Here is a 15,664-nt window from a genome sequence, read left to right as displayed (position 1 = left end):
TCCATCGATCCCGGAGGCGGGATCAATGACGCGGCCGCCGCGCAGCAGCAGGTCGAACGAGGCGCTCACGGACATGCAAGCTCTCCTTTCCGGACAATATGTTTGTCCCGATCAAAACCTTGCTCGATGAGCCAGCACCAACGATACGCCGGCCGATTTACGAAGCATGCTTCGCATTACATCAAGATCCGTGCCATAGACAGCTTCAAATTGATGCAGCGTGATCAGCGCTTATGCGGGAGCCGTTCGATGGCCGGAAGGAACAAGCGGAAAGCAGGTGCGTCGTGGCCGCTCGAGGAGCGACCGGGCTATCTGATCAGACGGCTGCATCAGATCCATGTCGCGCTGTTCCAGGAGAAATGTGCCGCCTTTGAGATCACGCCGTTGCAGTACAGCCTGCTGACAGCGCTGGCAAAAAGGGGAACGGCGGATCAGACGGCGCTGGCCCAGGACATCGCTCTCGACCGCACCACCACGACCGGCGCGTTGAAGCGGCTGCAGGCGCGCGGCTTCATCGATCGCAGTGTCGGACCCCGCGACCGGCGGTCGCGGACCTGCCGCCTGACCCGATCCGGCGCGGCATTGCTGCGCAAGATCGAGCGGCCGGCGCGTGCGGCGCATCTCGCGACGGTTGCCGACCTGACGACGGCCGATCAGAAGCATTTCATCGCGATGATGCGGGCGATCGTCGAGGCGCAAGGGCAAAGGCGTGGCGCGACGCGGCCGCCGGCCTGACCGCGTCCGATCGCGATGAGCCCCGATTAGATTGTGGGCATGGTGCTGCCCGAAAAGCAGCGCGTCGCCGCAGCGCGGTGTCCGGGCGGGGCAACTGACGCCGTCAATACGAAGCATGCTCCGCATTTCGACACTGCGGCGTTTTGTCCGCAAGCAGCGAATTTGGCTGCTCAATTTCCGTGGAGATTTCACCGTGAGCCGGCGCGCGAACGCCGCGATGCGCCGACGTCCGGGACATCTGGCACATCCCTTGCTGACAGCCTGAATGGTAGCTGCGCGAAAGTCGTGGCGAGAATGAATCCGGGGCGGCGACACTGATGTCGCAGCGCGTGGGGTGTGCGATGCGATATCTGCCGCGGTGGGACCCGCCGATCATTGCGCTGGCCGACGGCGAGCGTTGTAAGGGATGCGTCGCGCGTGTCGAGAGAAGGTCGCCGTGATGTCCAAGCTTGCCGATGCCCTCACCACACGCTTCGGAGACGGCGGACCCGATGGCGACAACGTCGAGGCCAATGATTTCCTGCGCGGCGTGATGTCACGCAAGACCGTCCGCCGCTATGGCGACAGGATGCCGGAAGAGGGGCTTCTCGACGTTCTCGTGGCCTGCGCGCTGAGCGCATCGGCCAAGTCGGACTTCCAGCAGGCCTCGGTCATGCGGGTGCGCGACGCTGAGAAGCGGGCGGCGATCGGCAGCCTGTTTCCGAGCATGCCGTGGATCGGAGCGTCGCCGGTGTTCTTCGTGTTTCTCGGCGATGCGCGGCGGCTGCAGCGGATCGGTGAACTGCGCGGCAAGCCGGTCAGGAACGGCACGCTCGAAGGCTTCTTCAACGCCTCGGTCGATGCGGCGCTGGCGTTGCAGACCATGATCCTGTGCGCGGAGTCCGCCGGCCTCGGCACCTGTCCCATCAGCGTCATCCGCAACGAGATCGACACGGTCGCCAAGGTGCTGGAGCTTCCTGACATGGTGTTTCCGGTCGCCGGGCTGTGCCTCGGCTATCCCGCCGGGGAGGGCCATGTCAGCCTGCGGCTGCCGCGCAGCATCACCACCCATCTCGATCGCTACGGCGACGATGCGCTGCCGGCGGCGCTCGACGATTACGACCGGCGGCGTCATGCGCGGCACGCGATTCCGAAAGAGCAGCAGCGCGGCAACGCCGAGTTCGGCGAGGCCGATTTCTACGGGTGGTCCGAGGACAAGGCGCGGCAGGCCGCCAAGGCCGAGGGCGCCGCCTTTCGCCCGTATCTGCGCGCGCACGGCTTCAGCTTCGACTGATCAGTTCATATGAGGAGATGCGACATGACCAAGCCTTCGTTTCCCCGCCTGTCGGCGCCCTCGCGGCGCGTCGCGCTGGCGCTGCTGGCGGCCGCGCTGACGCTGCCTGCCGCGTTCAATGCCAAGGCCGGCAGCCTCGACGAGATCAAGAAGCGTGGCCTGATCGTCGCCACCGAGGACGATTTCCGTCCCTTCGAGTTCGTCAAGGACGGCAAGCCGACCGGCTTCGACAACGAGCTGATCGAGGATTTGCGCAAATACGCGCCGTTCGAGATCAAGCAGCAGATTCTGCCCTGGACCGGCATCCTGGCGGGCGTCTCCACCGGCAAATACGACGTCGCCATTACCGCCGCGATCATCACCAAGGAGCGCAAGAAGTCGCTCGACTTCACCAGCCCGATCGCCGACGCAACGCACTATTATGTGAAGCGCAAGGACGACAAGAGCATCAACGCGATCAAGGATCTCAGCGGCAAGACCGTCGGCGTGCAGGCGGGCAGCGCGCTGCTCGGCCGTCTGCCGGAACTCCAGACCATGCTGGAGAAGGAGGGCGGCAAGCTCGGCAAGGTGGTCGAATACACGTCCTATCCGGAAGCCTATCAGGATCTCGCGCTTGGCCGCGTCGACTATGTCGTCAACACCATCATCAACATCAAGGCGCTGGTCGCCGAGAAGCCGAACGTGTTCGCCGTCGGCGAGCCGGTCTCGGGCAAGTCCTTTCCTGCCTGGGCGGTCGCCAAGGGCAATACCGAACTCGTGGAATTCCTGAACGGCTTCATTGCCAAGGAGAAGGAGACCGGGCGCTTCGCGGAATTGCAGAAGAAGTGGTTCGGTGAGGCCTTCCCGGACCTTCCGGTCACTTTCGAGCCGGAATTCTGATCCGGCGATCGAGGTGCAAATGATGTTGGGGTGGCGATCGCTTCGCGCCGGTCTGGTCCGCCGCGCGGTGTTCCTCGCCGGGACGCGGCCGGCCGGCGACGCCACGGATGGATGCTGATGAGCGCGGCCGACGTGCTCGCCATCCTGCAGGGCGCCGTCGTGACGGTGACTCTGTCCTTTGTCGGCATCCTGGTCGGGCTGCCGATCGGCCTCGGCCTGGCGCTGTTGCGCTGGGCCGACGTCCCCGTCGCTTCCCGCATCGTGGCCGTCTATGTCTCGGTCTTGCGCGCGACGCCGCTCGTGACGCTGCTGCTGCTGTTGTTCTTCGCGCTGCCCAATGTCGGAATTGCGATCGGTCCGGTGTCGGCGGCGATCCTGGCCCTGGTGATGAACACATCGGCATTCAACTGCGAGGTCTGGCGCGCCGCGCTCATGAACTTCCCGAAGGAGCAGTACGAGGCCGCCCAGTCGGTCGGCATGCACGCGCTCCTGCGCTTCCGCCGCATCGTTCTGCCGCAGATCGTGCGGGTCAGTCTTCCCGGCCTCGTCAACGAGATGTCGCTGCTGATCAAGGTCACGCCGGTGCTGGCGGTCGTCGGCGTCGTCGACATCACCCGCGCCGCGGTGCGCATCGGCGCCGAGACCTATGAACCGCTGCCGCCGTTCCTGGTGGCGATCGCGATGTACGCGCCGATCGTGTTCGCGCTGGTGTCGCTGCAACGCTTCATCGAGCGGCGCCAGCTCGCAGCCGAGGCCGCATGATCCGGGACTTCGCCATCGTCTGGAGCGAGCGGGGGCTGCTCCTCAGCGGGCTCGGCAACACCACGATTCTCTCGGTGCTGTCAGCCATCGCCGGGCTCGTGATCGCCTTCGGCCTGACACCCGCATTGATGTCGAAACAGCGGTGGCTGGCGCTGACCGTCCGGGTGTTCGTCGACGGCATGCGATGCGTGCCCTTCCTGCTGTTCGCCTACATCGTCTACTACGGGCTGCCGTCGTTCGGCATCCGGCTCGACAATTGGAGCTCGGGACTGGTCGCGCTGACGGTTTATCACGCGGCCTATCTCGCTGAGATCCTGCGCGGCGCCTGGGCGGCGCAGCCGCGCGAGCCGATCGAGGCGGGGATCGCCTTCGGCTTCTCAGGGCCGCGTCTGTTCCGGCGCATCATCCTGCCGCCGCTGCTGCTCGCCGCGGGTCCCGTGATCGGCAATCAGATGATCCAGATCGTCAAGGACAGTGCCTTCCTCACCATCATCGCGCTGCCCGAGCTGACGCATGCCGCGAGCTCGATCCAGTCTCGCCATTACGTGCCGTTCGCCGCCTTCATCACCGCTGTGGTCCTCTATTGGGGACTCTGCCTGGTGATCGAGGCGGGCGTCAGCGGCATCGACCGGCTCGCGGCTGCGCGGCGCTGAGGGGGAGGGTGGAATGATCGACGACATGCCCGTGCTCGACGTCGCCGGCATCTCCAAGCGCTTCGGCGACCTCGAGGTCCTCACCGACATCAGCTTCACGGTGACGCGCGGCGAGACGGTCTGCGTGCTCGGTCCGTCCGGCTCCGGCAAGTCGACCCTGCTTCGCTGCATCAATTGGCTGGAGCGGCCCGATGCCGGTCAGATCTATCTCAACGGCGACCGGATCGGCATCAACAATGGCGGCGTCGTGATGTCCGATCGCGAGCTGTCGCGGGTCCGCACGCGGATTGGCATGGTGTTCCAGCACTTCGCGCTGTGGCCGCATCTGACGGTCCTGCAGAATCTCATGGAAGCGCCGGTGCAAGTGCAGAAGCGCCCGGCGGCCGAGGTGCGCGAGGAAGCGATGGCGCTGCTCGCCAAGGTCGGGCTCTCCGACAAGAGCGACGTGTTCCCGGCGCGGCTGTCCGGTGGACAGAAGCAGCGCGTCGGCATTGCGCGCGCGCTGGCGATGAAGCCGGATGTTCTCTTGTTCGACGAGCCGACCAGCGCGCTGGATCCCGAGCTGGTCGGCGAGGTGCTGCTGGTGATGCGCGAGCTCGCCCGCGAGGGCCGGACGATGGTGATCGTGACCCATGAGATGGGGTTTGCGCGCGACGCTGCCACCCGCATTCTGTTTCTCGACCGTGGCCGCGTCGTCGAGACCGGGCCGCCGGAGCGCTTCTTCGTCAATCCGGACACCGAACGAGCGCGCCAGTTCATCCAGCGCTACGCCGCCGGATAACGAGGAGAACAGCGAGGACACATCATGGATCCGATCTATCATCTGCTTCCGGATGCGCCAAAGCCGGTCACGCCGTACAGCCATGCGGTGCGGGCTGGTCCCTTCCTCTTCGTCACCGGCCAGCTCGCGACCGACCCCGATGACGACGCACTGCCGCTTCCCGATGGCATCGAGGCACAGACGCGCAAGGTGATGGACAACCTTGCGCGGGTGCTGAAGGGCTGCGGCATGAGCTTTGCGAACGTCGTGTTCGCCCGGATCTACCTGACCGATTTCAAGCGCGACTACGCGCCGATGAACGCGATCTTCTCGAGCCATTTCGACGATGCGCACCGGCCCGGCCGCACCACGATCGGCGTCTGCGATCTGGCGCGCGGCGGCATCGTCGAGATCGACCTGGTCGCCTACAAGCCGTGATGGAGAGCACGATGGACCCGATCGAGATCCCGGCACGGCGAGGCAAGGCGGCGTTCGTCAGCGCCGGACAGGTGGTTACCGTGATCAATACTCATGGCGAGCAGGTGGTCGACACCTGGGCCTTCAATCGCGCCGACCTCTCCGAGTTCATGTCGAACGAGCATACGCGGGCGCATTCGCTGCATCTGGTGCCGCGGCCGGGCGACGTGCTCCGGACCAACAGGCGTCGACCGATCCTGACCTTGATCGAAGACACGTCGGGCGGCATCCACGATACGCTGATCGCGGCCTGCGACCGCTACCGCTACGCGTTTCTCGGTCACGAGGGCCATCACGACAATTGCACCGACAATCTGTTTGCTGGCATGGCGGAGCTCGGCTTGACTCCGCCGGAGGTGCCGAGTCCGCTCAATCTGTTCATGAACATTCCATGGGACGCCCAGGGTACGCTCGGCTTCGCCGCGCCGCCGCGCCCGGTGCCCGGCGGCCATGTGCGCCTGCGCGCGGAGATGGATCTGGTGATCGCGTTCTCGGCCTGTCCGCAGGACATCCTGCCGATCAATGGCAAGGCCGGTAAGCCGGTCGAGGCGCATTTCACGGTGACATCAGCATGAGCGGAGCAAGCAAGGCCGAGCGGGCCGCCGCCAACCGCCGCCGCTATGAGGAGCTGCGTGCGGCGGGGCAGGAGCTCAAGCAACTGCCGCCGCCGACGGCGCTCGACGGCGCGCCAGTCGCCGCGGATGCGATCATTCAGACCGAGCAGGTGCCGCCGGGGTGGCACGCGACGGTGCGGCTGTCGCGCGGCGAGGCGCTGCGCATCAGAGATGATCAGGGCTGCTCGAGCGTGTCGCTGCTGGCGTGGCGCAGCGAGGACCCGAGCGAGCGCATCAACTGCGCCGACACCGTGAAGGTGCAATGGAGCGCAGCGCTGTCGAAGGGCCGCATGATCCTGTCGGACATGGGACGGGTGCTGCTCTCGGTGATCGAGGATACGAGCGGCGCGCATGATCTCCTGGTCGGTGGCTCGACGGCGGACTCGACGCAGTCGACCCATGGCGAGGTGACGCGCAACACGCAGGCGAACTTCATCTCGGCCGCGGCCAAGATCGGACTGGGCCTGCGCGACATCCCGCCATGCGTGACGTTCTTTGCGCCGGTCACCACAGATGCGGCCGGGCGGTTCGTCTGGCATGCAGAGCGCAAACGTCCCGGCGATTTCGTCGACCTGCGCGCCGAGATGAATCTGATCGTCGCCGTCTCCAACTGCGCCCATCCGCTCGATCCGGCGCGGCCCGCGGCGACCGCACCGATCACGCTGATCCGGCACCGGCCGCCGCCGCCCGCGGCCAACGACGTCTGCCGCACCGCGTCGCCGGAAGCGTTGCGGGCCTACGCATTCACCGATCGGTTGTTCGCCTGAGGAGCGTGGCCATGTCATCGATCGATCCGGGCCATGTCATCTATGCGTTCGATATTCCCGCCGAGCAGCCCTGGTCACGCGTGCTGAAGAGGAGCCAGACCCTGCGCATCATCGACAGCGAAGGCGAGCAGGCGGTCGATGCGCTGATGTATGTTGCCGATGACACCGCCGAGCGCTACAGCGCGCAGGACACGCTGCGTGTCCAGGGTTCGGCCTATCTCGAACTCGGCACGCGGCTGATGTCCAACCGCGGCCGGGTCATGGCGCGGATCACCGCCGATACCTGCGGCCGCCACGACACGTCTGCTGGTTGCTGCTCGTGCGAGAGCAACGCGGTCCGTTTCGGCGAGGCGACGCGTTATCTGCATGCTTGCAGGGAGAACTTCATCCTGGAGCTGTCCCGACACGGCCTGACCAAGCGCGACATCGTCTCCAACCTGAACTTCTTCATGAACGTGCCGATCGAGCCCTCGGGCAATTTCACCGTGCTGGACGGCCCCTCGGCCCCTGGCAACTACGTCGACGTGACCGCCGAACTGGACGTCCTGTTCGTGATCTCGAACTGTCCCCAGGTCAACAATCCCTGCAACGGCTTCGATCCGACGCCGATCCGGGTGGAGATCAGGGAGACGGGCGCCGGTTGAGCGCGCCACAGCAAACAGCGGTCCAACTCGTCTTGTTCGTCATCCGAAGGCGCCATCGTGCGCGGTGCCTCATCGCGACCTCTCGCGCCGCATCTCGTCCTGCCGCATCGGCATCGCATCGACGCGATCGAACAGAGCGTCGGCCGAGATCGGCGTGTCCGACGTGAACGCCGTGTGGCCGTCCTTGCCAATCAGATGCGCCTTGAAGCGGCGGCCATCGGTGCCGAGCGCTGTCCGCAATTGCCGGGACGCGGCGCTGTCGTCGACCGCTTCGAGCAGGAGGATCTGGCGCTCGGTCATGCCCGCCTTGGCCGTCTCATAGATCCGGCGCTGCTGCCGCGCGGCGGTGTCGTCGGGGCCGGTCACGACCAGGATGCGGTTCTTCCATTTGTATGGTTCGAGAGGGGAGGCGTGGCTCTGGTACGGCATGGCGATGAACCCTGCGAGGAGTGCGGTCGTGAGCAGGCGTCGCGGCACGGTGGGGCCTCCTGATGGCTCTCGCCTGAACGTCGGCGGCGACCGGCTGGATCTGGATCGTTCTGCCGGCCACCCGCGGCGAGCGCGTCCCGCCTCTAGCGGTTGCCCTGGTCCTCGATCGGGACGTCGTCCCAGGGACGATAATACAGCTTGCTGCAGGCCTCGCGCAGGACGCCGCCCTCGATCGTGATATCGTCGCGATAGGCGTCCGCGACGAATTTCAGCGTGTCGATGTGCCGTGCCTCGAAATACATCTGGTGCACGTCGTCGCGGCCGGCGCCGAAGACGATGCGGCCGACCTTGCTCCAGATCGAGGCCATCGTGCACATGCCGCACGGCTGCAGCGTGGTGTAGAGCGTGGCGCCGCGCAGTTCGCCATCGTCGAAGCCGCGGCCGGCGGCGCGGATGGCCTCGATCTCGGCATGCGCCGTGGCATCGTGCTTTTGGGCGACGTGATTGCGCTCGGCGGCGATGATCTCGGAGCCCAGCACGATCACGCAGCCGATCGGCGACAGCGCGGGATCCGCGCCGTCCTGCGTGGCGACCTTGATCGCCTCCCGCATGAAGTGCTCGTCGGTTGTCGGGTTCGGCACGTCCGGCGCTCAGGCGGCGAGCTGCTTCATCTGCGCGATCTTCGCCTGCAGCGTCTCGCGCTGCCGGCGCAGCGTCGCCGTGGTGGCGGCATCACCGGCGCAGTCCGCCAGCGCGGCGTCGTACTGGCTGAGGATCTGCTCCTCGCCGCTGGCAAAGGAGGAGAGCGCATTGCTGCCGAGGCCGGTCACCGCGGAGCGGACGCGGATGACGGTCTGGTGCACCGTGGACATGAAGGAGCCGGACTCGTCCGGGGTCTCGCCCATCCGCTTGAGCGCGTCGTGCAGCTCGGCGTGATCCCGCTCCTTGAGCGCGATCATCTCGGCAAACAGCGCCTTCAGCGCCGGGGTCTCGGCGTCCCTTGCCGCTTCCTGATAGCCGTTGCGCGCATCGACCAGGGCCGTGTGCAGTGTCTTCAGGCTGTCTGCAGCCATTGTCGCCTCACCGTGTTGCTGTGTGGAAATTTCGATCACGACAATCCGGAGTTGCCAGCTTTGTTCCGCGGAAGCGCAGGCCGCCGCGGGTGGTTGCCGGGGTGACGGCGGCATCGTAGGCTCGCGCGGCAAGCGACGGGCATGCCAAGGACGGGCCGCAGCCCTGCTGCTGGCGGCGATGTCGCGGAGGACGGCGCGAGTGTTGGACGAGGACGACCGGAGCGGACAGATCTCCCTCATCGAGGCGCGGATCGAGCAGCTGGCCGACATGGCCGAGCGGTGCCGCAAGATCATCCTGGCGTCGAAGATCGTGATCTCCGGCGGCGCCGCGTTGCTGCTCGGCGTAGTGCTGGGCCTGCTCGGGTCGAGCGCGGTGGCGTTGCTCGGCGCGATCGCGGCGGTGCTGGGCGGCATCGTCTCGCTCGGGTCGAATGTCAGCACGCTGCGCCAGACGATGGCGGCGCTGGCCGAGGCTGAAGCCTTGCGGACGGAGCTGATCGGCAGCATCGATCTGCGCGTGGTCGGCGAGGTCAGGCGCATCGGAGCGTAGCGTGCGGTGTGGCGTGCGGCGTGGCGGCGACCGGATCTTGCCGAGCGCCGCGCTCCGTGGTCTGCTCAAAAAAAATCACAGGAGACGTCATGCTCAAGGGACTGGACCCGCTGCTCAATGCCGACGTGCTCTATGCGCTCCGCGCGATGGGGCATGGCGACCGGCTGGTGATCTGCGACACCAATTTTCCGGCGGATGCGATCGCCCGTCAGACCGTCTTCGGCGAACTCTTGCGCATCGACAATGTCGGTGCGGCGCGCGCCGTCGCGGCGGTGCTGTCGGTGCTGCCGCTCGACACCTTCATCGACGACGCCGCAGTGCGGATGGAGGTCGTCGGCCATCCCGGGGAGGTCACGCCGGTGCAGCAGGAGGTGCAGGCGGCGATCGACCACGCCGAGGGCAAGCCGTGGCCGCTGGTCGGCGTCGAGCGCTACGCGTTCTACGAGATGGCCAAGTCGGCCTATTGCGTGATCGCCACCGGCGAGCGCCGTTTCTATGGCTGCTTCATCTTCAGCAAGGGCGTCATTCCGCCGGAGGCGTAGCGGCCGGGCTCGCGCCGCGGATTGACGCCGCGTAGGGCGGGCAAAGGCGCAACGCGCCGTGCCCGCCGTGATCGTCCCGTGGGCTCGGTGGGCACGCTTCGCTTTGCCCACCCTACGGGATCGTCAGGACGGCGCTGCTGGACACAGCGTCGTCATTCCTCCAGATCGTCACCCCATCGTTGCCAGCCGCACAGCCAGCGCGCAGGCGCGGTCGTATTCATCCAGGTTGATCCACTCGTCGATCGTGTGCGGCTCGTTCTGGCCGGTACCGAAGGTGACGGTGGGGATGCCGTGGCGGACCATCCAGTTGGCGTCGAGGCCGCCATTGCCGGCGCGCAAGGAGGGCGTGGCGCCGATGTCGGACACCGCGGCGGTGGCGCGCTTGACGACGGGCAGGGTGTCCTTCATGCGGAACGGGTGGTAGTCGGTCTCGGCCTTGAACTTCACGCGCCCCGATTTGCCGTCGCTATTGGCGACCTGCCTGGCGGCCTTCTCGAACGCCGCCTTGTAGGCCCTGGTGATCTCGCGGATGAACTTGGCGTCATGGCTGCGGCATTCGCCGCGGACATGGACGTAATCGGTGACGACGTTGGTGGCGTCGCCGGCGGGGCGGCCCTGGCCGCCGGTGACCGGGCCGACATTGCTGGTGCCTTGCCTGGCGTCCTTGCCCTTGCCCTTCACCACCTTGCCGAACCAGCCGCCGGCTTTGACCTCGGCAAGCGCGAGCGCCAGGATCATCGTGGCGCTGATGCCGCGCTCGGGCGCGACGCCGGCATGCGAGGCGCGGCCGAAAATCTCGACCTCCCAGCGGTCGGCGCCGACGGCACCGATGGTCACCGACGAAGCCGAGCTGCCGTCGAAATTGAACGCCATCACGGGCGCGCCGAGATCGTCGGTCTTGACGTGGCGCGCGCCGTAAAGCCCGCTCTCCTCGCGCACGCAGAACAGCAGCGTGATCGGCGGATGATCGAGCTTCTGCCGGATCAACTCGGCCGCGAGCGTGACGAGGATGCCGCAGCCGCAGCGATTGTCGCCGCCGAGCGCGGTCTTCGCCTGGTTGATGATCTTGCGGCCGGAGATCTTCGGCTGCGCGCCGGCGCACAGCGGCACCGTGTCCATGTGGGTCATGAACATCAGCCGCGGCTGGTTGTGCTGGCTGCCGCGGCCCGGCAGCTCGACGATCAGATTGCCGGTCTCGGTCGGCACCGGGATCCGCGTATTGGCATCGTCCAGCCGCATCGCCCTGGCCGGCACGCCGGCCTGCTTCAGCGCCGCCATGATCTCCCGCCCGATCGCCTTCTCCTGTCCGGTCACGCCCGGCACGGCGAGAAAGCGCATCAGACGATCGGTGGCGGCGGTGGTGTCGACGGACATGAAGCGAATCCCGTGTTTGAACGATGGCCGGAGCATCCAGCCAGGCGCCTCCTGACGCAAGGGGCTCGTGCACCGGCGGCCGCCTGACTCTTTTCCGATGCCTCGATCGTCTTCATGTCATCTGGACAATGGAGCCTCATCATGAGCCTGAAGAACAAGACGATCGTCGTCACGGGTGGCAGCCGGGGTCTCGGCCTGGGACTGGTGGAGGCGCTCGTCGGCCACGGTGCCAAGGTGACCGTGGTCGCGCGCGGAACAGAGGCGCTGGGTGCCGCCGCTGCCCGTCTCGACGTGGCCACGATCACAGCCGATGTCACCGACGAGGCCGCCGCGCATCGCATCGTCGGCGATATCCGCCCTGACATCTTGGTCTTGAACGCCGGCACGACGCCGCACATGGATCGGCTGGACCGGCTGACCTGGACGGATTTCTCGGTCGCCTGGGAAACCGACGTCAAGGCCGGGTTGTATTGGATCCAGGCTGCGCTCAAGCTGCCGCTCAAGCCAGGAAGCCGCGTCCTGGTCGGATCGAGCGGCGCGGCAGTGGGCGGTTCACAGATGTCGGGCAGCTACGCTGGCGCCAAGCGCATGCTCTGGTTCATGACCAAATACGCCAATGGGGTCTCGCGGGACGACAGGCTGGGCATTCGCTTCCAGGCGATCGTGCCGCGCATGATGATCCCGGGAACCGGAGTGGGTGACACCGCCGCGAGCGCCTATGCGAGCGCCATGGGCATCACGCCGGATGCGTTCGTCGCCCGTTTCGGCGCGCCGATGCCGCCGCGCGCGTTCGGAGATCGCGTCGTCTCGGTGCTGGAGGACCCGCGTTTCGCCCATGGTGTCGTGTTTGGCTTGAACGGCGACGACGGCGTGACGGTGATGGAAGGAGCGGACGCTTGAGTGACGGACCGCAAGATGAGCAAGGCGCGCGCAGGGCCGAACTCGTGGCCCTCGCGGAGCAAGTCCGGCCAGAACTGCATCGCTATTGTGCGCGGCTGATGGGCTCGGTCATCGACGGCGAGGACGTCGTGCAGGATGCGCTGACGCGCGCGCTTGTCGTCGTGGAAGAGATGAAGGACATCGGCTCGTTGCGCGCGTGGCTGTTTCGGGTCGCGCACAACCGGGCGCTGGACCTGTTGCGCGGCCGTGCCATCCAAGCCGCCGAACCGATGGAGGCGGCTGATGACATCGCCGACCAGAGCGCGCCTGATGCCGCGGAGACGATGATGCGCAAGGAGGCGATCCGCACCGCCGTGTCGCGTTTCACGGAGCTTCCGATCCCTCAGCGCAGCATTCTCATCCTCAAGGATGTGCTGGATGAGCCGCTCGCCGACATCGCGGCGCTGCTCGGCCTGACGGTGGATTCGGTCAAGGCGCATCTCGCCCGCGCCCGCGCGCGGCTCTCCGAAATCAACGCGGTGGCCGAGGCGCGCCCGGTGGCGAAGCCAGCGTCCGAGGCGGTCGCGCGCTATGTGGGCCTGTTCAACCGGCGCGACTGGGACGGTCTGCGCGCGTTGCTGGCGGACGATGTCAGACTGCACCAGTCCACGCATCCGGTCCGCGTCGGCTCGGCCGATGTCGGACTGTTCTTCAGCATCTATGCCGGAATGGCTGACGTACGGCTGGCGCCCGCGTGGCTCGAGGGCCGGGAGGTGATTGCGGTGTTCGAGCGCGCGGACGATCCGCAGCCCAGCTACCTCATGTGGCTGAGTTGGCGCGACGGCAAGATCAGCTTCATCCGCGACTACCGCTACGTCCGTTACGTTATGGCCGACGCGCAGCTGGCAATTCTGCCGTCGGCCTGAGCGGCGGCGCTCCGACCTTTGATGGGTCGCGTGAGAGAGGTCCATCGCAAACTCGGTCGTTCCCCCTCGCAGGACGGCTCGGCCGCGTCTCATGTTCGTCCCCATCATCTCCGCGCGCAGCCAGCGCCGCTGCAGGAAGCCGCTCGCCGCGAGCACCGCGATGTGACCGAGCGGCAGCTCCACCAGATGATCCCCGATGATGCGATGCCTGGCGCGCGCGAGCAGCGCCTGGCCGCGGGCGCGCGGCACCATCCGGTTGAAGCGGCCGACGACGACGCGGCTGTCGGGCGCGACGCGGTCGATCCAGTGGATCGGATTGTAGCGGTGAAGCGCGGCGGCGAAATCGTCACGCCGAAAGCCGCGACGTTCGGCCTCGCGGCGGATGGCGCGCGCGGCCGGGCTCGACCAGATCATCAACTCGCCGCGGTCGGCCGAGGCGAAGCTCCACACCGGGCGGCCGAGCCGCCCCGCCATCAAGGTCGCCGGCACGCTGCCGAGGCCGAAGCCGACCAGCCGCGACGGCGGACCGTTGCACGTGGCAAGCCCGATCACGTCGCGTTCGATGGCTGCGATGCAGCCGGCGCATGCTTCCGGATCGGGGCTGACCATCGCATCCGGCAGCCGGTAGCACGCCTGCCAGTCATATCCGCGAACGAGCCCCAGCCAGCGCGCCGCAGCGAAGCTCATGCCCCAGGGCAGGAAATAGATCGCGCCGCGCGGATCACGGCCATCGAGACGCCGGGGGCGCATCTCGTCGGAGGAAAGCGGCGTGGACAGCATTCGTCGGAGCTCAAGAGGCGGGCGGGTCAAGAGGTCGAACCGGCAGCCGAGACGGCCGTTCCAAACTCCCCGCGACGGACCCCCCGGCAGGCCATGGCCCTGATTCCGCGATTAATTCCGAGCTGTGGGAGGCGGGCAGACAGGCCCGAAAGCGGCTTTTCGGTTCCGAAACAGCCGTGTTAGAAGGCCGCCAACACTCACGACATGGGAATGGGCGGACGCGCATGAAGGACATCCTGGACACCCTCGAGGAGCGGCGCAAAGGCGCCAAGCTCGGCGGCGGCGAGAAGCGCATCGAGGCGCAGCATGCGCGCGGCAAGCTGACGGCGCGCGAGCGCATCGAGCTGCTGCTCGACAAGGGCTCGTTCGAGGAGTTCGACATGTTCGTCGAGCACCGCTCGACCGAGTTCGGGATGGAGAAGACCAAGGTTCCCGGCGACGGCGTCGTCACCGGCTGGGGCACCGTTAACGGCCGCAAGACCTTCGTGTTCGCCAAGGACTTCACCGTGTTCGGCGGCTCGCTGTCCGAGACCCACGCGCTGAAGATCACGAAGCTGCAGGACATGGCGATGAAGGCGCGCGCGCCGATCATCGGCCTCTATGACGCCGGCGGCGCCCGCATCCAGGAGGGCGTCGCGGCGCTGGCGGGCTATTCCTACGTGTTCCGCCGCAATGTTTTGGCTTCGGGCGTGATCCCGCAGATCTCGGTCATCATGGGCCCCTGCGCCGGCGGCGACGTCTATTCGCCGGCCATGACCGACTTCATCTTCATGGTGAAGAACACCAGCTACATGTTCGTCACCGGTCCGGATGTCGTGAAGACCGTCACCAACGAGGTCGTGACGGCGGAAGAGCTCGGCGGAGCCTCGGTGCATGCGACGCGCTCCTCGATCGCCGACGGCGCCTTCGACAACGACGTCGAGACGCTGCTGCAGATGCGCCGCCTGATCGACTTCCTGCCGTCGAACAATTCGGACGGCGTGCCGGAATGGCCGAGCTTCGACGACATCGAGCGCGTCGACATGTCGCTCGACACCTTGATCCCGGACAATCCGAACAAGCCCTACGACATGAAGGAGCTGATCCTGAAGGTCGTCGACGAGGGCGACTTTTTCGAGATCGCCGAGGGGTTTGCCAAGAACATCGTCACCGGCTTCGGCCGCATCGCCGGCCGCACGGTCGGCTTCGTCGCCAACCAGCCGATGGTGCTGGCGGGTGTGCTCGACTCGGACGCCTCGCGGAAGGCCGCGCGCTTCGTCCGCTTCTGCGATGCCTTCAACATCCCGATCGTGACCTTCGTCGACGTGCCCGGCTTCCTGCCGGGCACCGCGCAGGAATATGGCGGCCTGATCAAGCATGGCGCGAAGCTGCTGTTCGCGTACTCGCAATGCACCGTGCCGCTGGTCACCGTGATCACCCGCAAGGCCTACGGCGGCGCCTTCGACGTCATGGCCTCCAAGGAGATCGGCGCCGACATGAACTATGCCTGGCCGACGGCGCAGATCGCGGTCATGGGCGCCAAGGGCGCGGTCGAGATCATCTTCCGC

21 protein-coding genes are annotated in these 15,664 nt (G+C 66.7%); 17 read left to right on the top strand and 4 right to left on the bottom strand.

Features of this window, described 5'->3' with window-relative positions; all coding sequences use genetic code 11:
* From BRAS3809_RS01520 to BRAS3809_RS01475, 10 genes are all read left to right on the top strand, one after another.
* Nucleotides 1–735 (top strand): MarR family winged helix-turn-helix transcriptional regulator (locus BRAS3809_RS01520; protein ID WP_240535574.1); only part of this gene is annotated, 735 nt, incomplete at its 5' end.
* Between the two features lie 439 nt (nt 736–1,174).
* The gene (locus tag BRAS3809_RS01515; RefSeq protein WP_008960335.1) at nt 1,175–2,008 is read left to right on the top strand and encodes a nitroreductase family protein; all 834 of its coding nucleotides are present in this window, start codon (nt 1,175–1,177) and stop codon (nt 2,006–2,008) included.
* 24 nt (nt 2,009–2,032) lie between these two features.
* Nucleotides 2,033–2,887: a transporter substrate-binding domain-containing protein gene (locus BRAS3809_RS01510; RefSeq protein WP_008960334.1), complete on the top strand. Its 855-nt coding sequence runs from the start codon at nt 2,033–2,035 to the stop codon at nt 2,885–2,887.
* A gap of 117 nt (nt 2,888–3,004) precedes the next feature.
* Nucleotides 3,005–3,649, top strand: a complete 645-nt coding sequence (locus BRAS3809_RS01505; RefSeq protein WP_008960333.1) for an amino acid ABC transporter permease — start codon at nt 3,005–3,007, stop codon at nt 3,647–3,649.
* Nucleotides 3,646–4,302 carry an amino acid ABC transporter permease gene (locus BRAS3809_RS01500; protein WP_008960332.1) on the top strand — a complete coding sequence of 219 codons (657 nt, stop codon included), beginning with the start codon at nt 3,646–3,648 and terminating at the stop codon, nt 4,300–4,302. The genes BRAS3809_RS01505 and BRAS3809_RS01500 overlap by 4 nt, the downstream gene beginning before the upstream one ends.
* 13 nt (nt 4,303–4,315) lie before the next feature.
* On the top strand, nt 4,316–5,083 hold the full coding sequence (locus tag BRAS3809_RS01495) for an amino acid ABC transporter ATP-binding protein (RefSeq protein ID WP_008960331.1): 768 nt from the start codon (nt 4,316–4,318) through the stop codon (nt 5,081–5,083).
* Between the two features lie 24 nt (nt 5,084–5,107).
* On the top strand, nt 5,108–5,500 hold the full coding sequence (locus BRAS3809_RS01490) for a RidA family protein (protein ID WP_008960330.1): 393 nt from the start codon (nt 5,108–5,110) through the stop codon (nt 5,498–5,500).
* 11 nt (nt 5,501–5,511) lie between these two features.
* Nucleotides 5,512–6,114: a DUF1989 domain-containing protein gene (locus BRAS3809_RS01485; RefSeq protein ID WP_035654921.1), complete on the top strand. Its 603-nt coding sequence runs from the start codon at nt 5,512–5,514 to the stop codon at nt 6,112–6,114.
* Nucleotides 6,111–6,920, top strand: a complete 810-nt coding sequence (locus tag BRAS3809_RS01480) for an urea amidolyase associated protein UAAP1 (RefSeq protein WP_008960328.1) — start codon at nt 6,111–6,113, stop codon at nt 6,918–6,920. The genes BRAS3809_RS01485 and BRAS3809_RS01480 overlap by 4 nt, the downstream gene beginning before the upstream one ends.
* An 11-nt stretch (nt 6,921–6,931) precedes the next feature.
* A complete protein-coding gene (locus BRAS3809_RS01475; protein ID WP_008960327.1) occupies nt 6,932–7,564 on the top strand; it encodes an urea amidolyase associated protein UAAP2 in 633 nt (210 codons plus the stop codon).
* A gap of 69 nt (nt 7,565–7,633) precedes the next feature.
* Here BRAS3809_RS01475 and BRAS3809_RS01470 read toward each other — a convergent pair whose 3' ends face one another.
* From BRAS3809_RS01470 to BRAS3809_RS01460, 3 genes are all read right to left on the bottom strand, one after another.
* Entirely contained in the window at nt 7,634–8,041 is a 408-nt protein-coding gene (locus BRAS3809_RS01470; protein WP_008960326.1) for a DUF4174 domain-containing protein, read from the bottom strand.
* Nucleotides 8,042–8,136: 95 nt separating this feature from the next.
* The gene (locus tag BRAS3809_RS01465) at nt 8,137–8,634 is read right to left on the bottom strand and encodes a nucleoside deaminase (protein WP_083839024.1); all 498 of its coding nucleotides are present in this window, start codon (nt 8,632–8,634) and stop codon (nt 8,137–8,139) included.
* 9 nt (nt 8,635–8,643) lie between these two features.
* Entirely contained in the window at nt 8,644–9,066 is a 423-nt protein-coding gene (locus tag BRAS3809_RS01460; protein WP_008960324.1) for a ferritin-like domain-containing protein, read from the bottom strand.
* 178 nt (nt 9,067–9,244) lie between these two features.
* Between BRAS3809_RS01460 and BRAS3809_RS01455 the strand changes: the two genes are divergently transcribed.
* Together BRAS3809_RS01455 and BRAS3809_RS01450 are read left to right on the top strand one after the other, a co-directional pair.
* Nucleotides 9,245–9,616: a hypothetical protein gene (locus tag BRAS3809_RS01455; protein WP_502685656.1), complete on the top strand. Its 372-nt coding sequence runs from the start codon at nt 9,245–9,247 to the stop codon at nt 9,614–9,616.
* A gap of 89 nt (nt 9,617–9,705) precedes the next feature.
* A complete protein-coding gene (locus BRAS3809_RS01450; RefSeq protein ID WP_008960322.1) occupies nt 9,706–10,158 on the top strand; it encodes an RbsD/FucU family protein in 453 nt (150 codons plus the stop codon).
* 168 nt (nt 10,159–10,326) lie between these two features.
* On the opposite strand, the gene BRAS3809_RS01445 is transcribed toward BRAS3809_RS01450, so the two are convergent.
* Nucleotides 10,327–11,532, bottom strand: coding sequence for a M20/M25/M40 family metallo-hydrolase (locus BRAS3809_RS01445; protein ID WP_008960321.1), 1,206 nt, complete (start codon nt 11,530–11,532; stop codon nt 10,327–10,329).
* Between the two features lie 141 nt (nt 11,533–11,673).
* Here BRAS3809_RS01445 and BRAS3809_RS01440 point away from each other — a divergent pair, with 141 nt between their 5' ends.
* The 5 genes from BRAS3809_RS01440 to BRAS3809_RS01425 form a co-directional block, all read left to right on the top strand.
* Complete coding sequence (locus BRAS3809_RS01440) at nt 11,674–12,432, top strand: SDR family oxidoreductase (RefSeq protein ID WP_008960320.1); 759 nt, start codon at nt 11,674–11,676, stop codon at nt 12,430–12,432.
* On the top strand, nt 12,429–13,337 hold the full coding sequence (locus BRAS3809_RS01435; RefSeq protein WP_008960319.1) for a sigma-70 family RNA polymerase sigma factor: 909 nt from the start codon (nt 12,429–12,431) through the stop codon (nt 13,335–13,337). The genes BRAS3809_RS01440 and BRAS3809_RS01435 overlap by 4 nt, the downstream gene beginning before the upstream one ends.
* A 196-nt stretch (nt 13,338–13,533) precedes the next feature.
* A complete protein-coding gene (locus BRAS3809_RS37570) occupies nt 13,534–13,659 on the top strand; it encodes a hypothetical protein (protein ID WP_283805749.1) in 126 nt (41 codons plus the stop codon).
* Between the two features lie 60 nt (nt 13,660–13,719).
* Nucleotides 13,720–13,965, top strand: a complete 246-nt coding sequence (locus BRAS3809_RS36430; RefSeq protein WP_035654916.1) for a hypothetical protein — start codon at nt 13,720–13,722, stop codon at nt 13,963–13,965.
* Between the two features lie 376 nt (nt 13,966–14,341).
* Nucleotides 14,342–15,664: acyl-CoA carboxylase subunit beta (locus BRAS3809_RS01425; protein ID WP_035654915.1), on the top strand; the 1,323-nt coding region annotated here is incomplete at its 3' end.

The organism is Bradyrhizobium sp. STM 3809 (assembly GCF_000239795.1).
Lineage (GTDB): Bacteria > Pseudomonadota > Alphaproteobacteria > Rhizobiales > Xanthobacteraceae > Bradyrhizobium.
Note: the sequence above shows the minus strand (reverse complement) of the source record. Positions and strands in the feature narration are given on the sequence as shown.

Bases quoted from the DNA above. Each gene is read 5' to 3' on its own strand.
- BRAS3809_RS01510 (WP_008960334.1), top strand. From the start codon at position 2,033: ATGACCAAGCCTTCGTTTCCCCGCCTGTCGGCGCCCTCGCGGCGCGTC.
- BRAS3809_RS01495 (WP_008960331.1), top strand. From the start codon at position 4,316: ATGATCGACGACATGCCCGTGCTCGACGTCGCCGGCATCTCCAAGCGC.
- BRAS3809_RS01440 (WP_008960320.1), top strand. From the start codon at position 11,674: ATGAGCCTGAAGAACAAGACGATCGTCGTCACGGGTGGCAGCCGGGGT.
- BRAS3809_RS37570 (WP_283805749.1), top strand. From the start codon at position 13,534: ATGATGCGATGCCTGGCGCGCGCGAGCAGCGCCTGGCCGCGGGCGCGC.
- BRAS3809_RS01450 (WP_008960322.1), top strand. From the start codon at position 9,706: ATGCTCAAGGGACTGGACCCGCTGCTCAATGCCGACGTGCTCTATGCG.
- BRAS3809_RS01500 (WP_008960332.1), top strand. From the start codon at position 3,646: ATGATCCGGGACTTCGCCATCGTCTGGAGCGAGCGGGGGCTGCTCCTC.
- BRAS3809_RS01515 (WP_008960335.1), top strand. From the start codon at position 1,175: ATGTCCAAGCTTGCCGATGCCCTCACCACACGCTTCGGAGACGGCGGA.
- BRAS3809_RS01485 (WP_035654921.1), top strand. From the start codon at position 5,512: ATGGACCCGATCGAGATCCCGGCACGGCGAGGCAAGGCGGCGTTCGTC.
- BRAS3809_RS01505 (WP_008960333.1), top strand. From the start codon at position 3,005: ATGAGCGCGGCCGACGTGCTCGCCATCCTGCAGGGCGCCGTCGTGACG.
- BRAS3809_RS01475 (WP_008960327.1), top strand. From the start codon at position 6,932: ATGTCATCGATCGATCCGGGCCATGTCATCTATGCGTTCGATATTCCC.
- BRAS3809_RS01445 (WP_008960321.1), bottom strand. From the start codon at position 11,532: ATGTCCGTCGACACCACCGCCGCCACCGATCGTCTGATGCGCTTTCTC.
- BRAS3809_RS01480 (WP_008960328.1), top strand. From the start codon at position 6,111: ATGAGCGGAGCAAGCAAGGCCGAGCGGGCCGCCGCCAACCGCCGCCGC.
- BRAS3809_RS01490 (WP_008960330.1), top strand. From the start codon at position 5,108: ATGGATCCGATCTATCATCTGCTTCCGGATGCGCCAAAGCCGGTCACG.
- BRAS3809_RS01460 (WP_008960324.1), bottom strand. From the start codon at position 9,066: ATGGCTGCAGACAGCCTGAAGACACTGCACACGGCCCTGGTCGATGCG.
- BRAS3809_RS01455 (WP_502685656.1), top strand. From the start codon at position 9,245: ATGTCGCGGAGGACGGCGCGAGTGTTGGACGAGGACGACCGGAGCGGA.
- BRAS3809_RS36430 (WP_035654916.1), top strand. From the start codon at position 13,720: ATGGCGCGCGCGGCCGGGCTCGACCAGATCATCAACTCGCCGCGGTCG.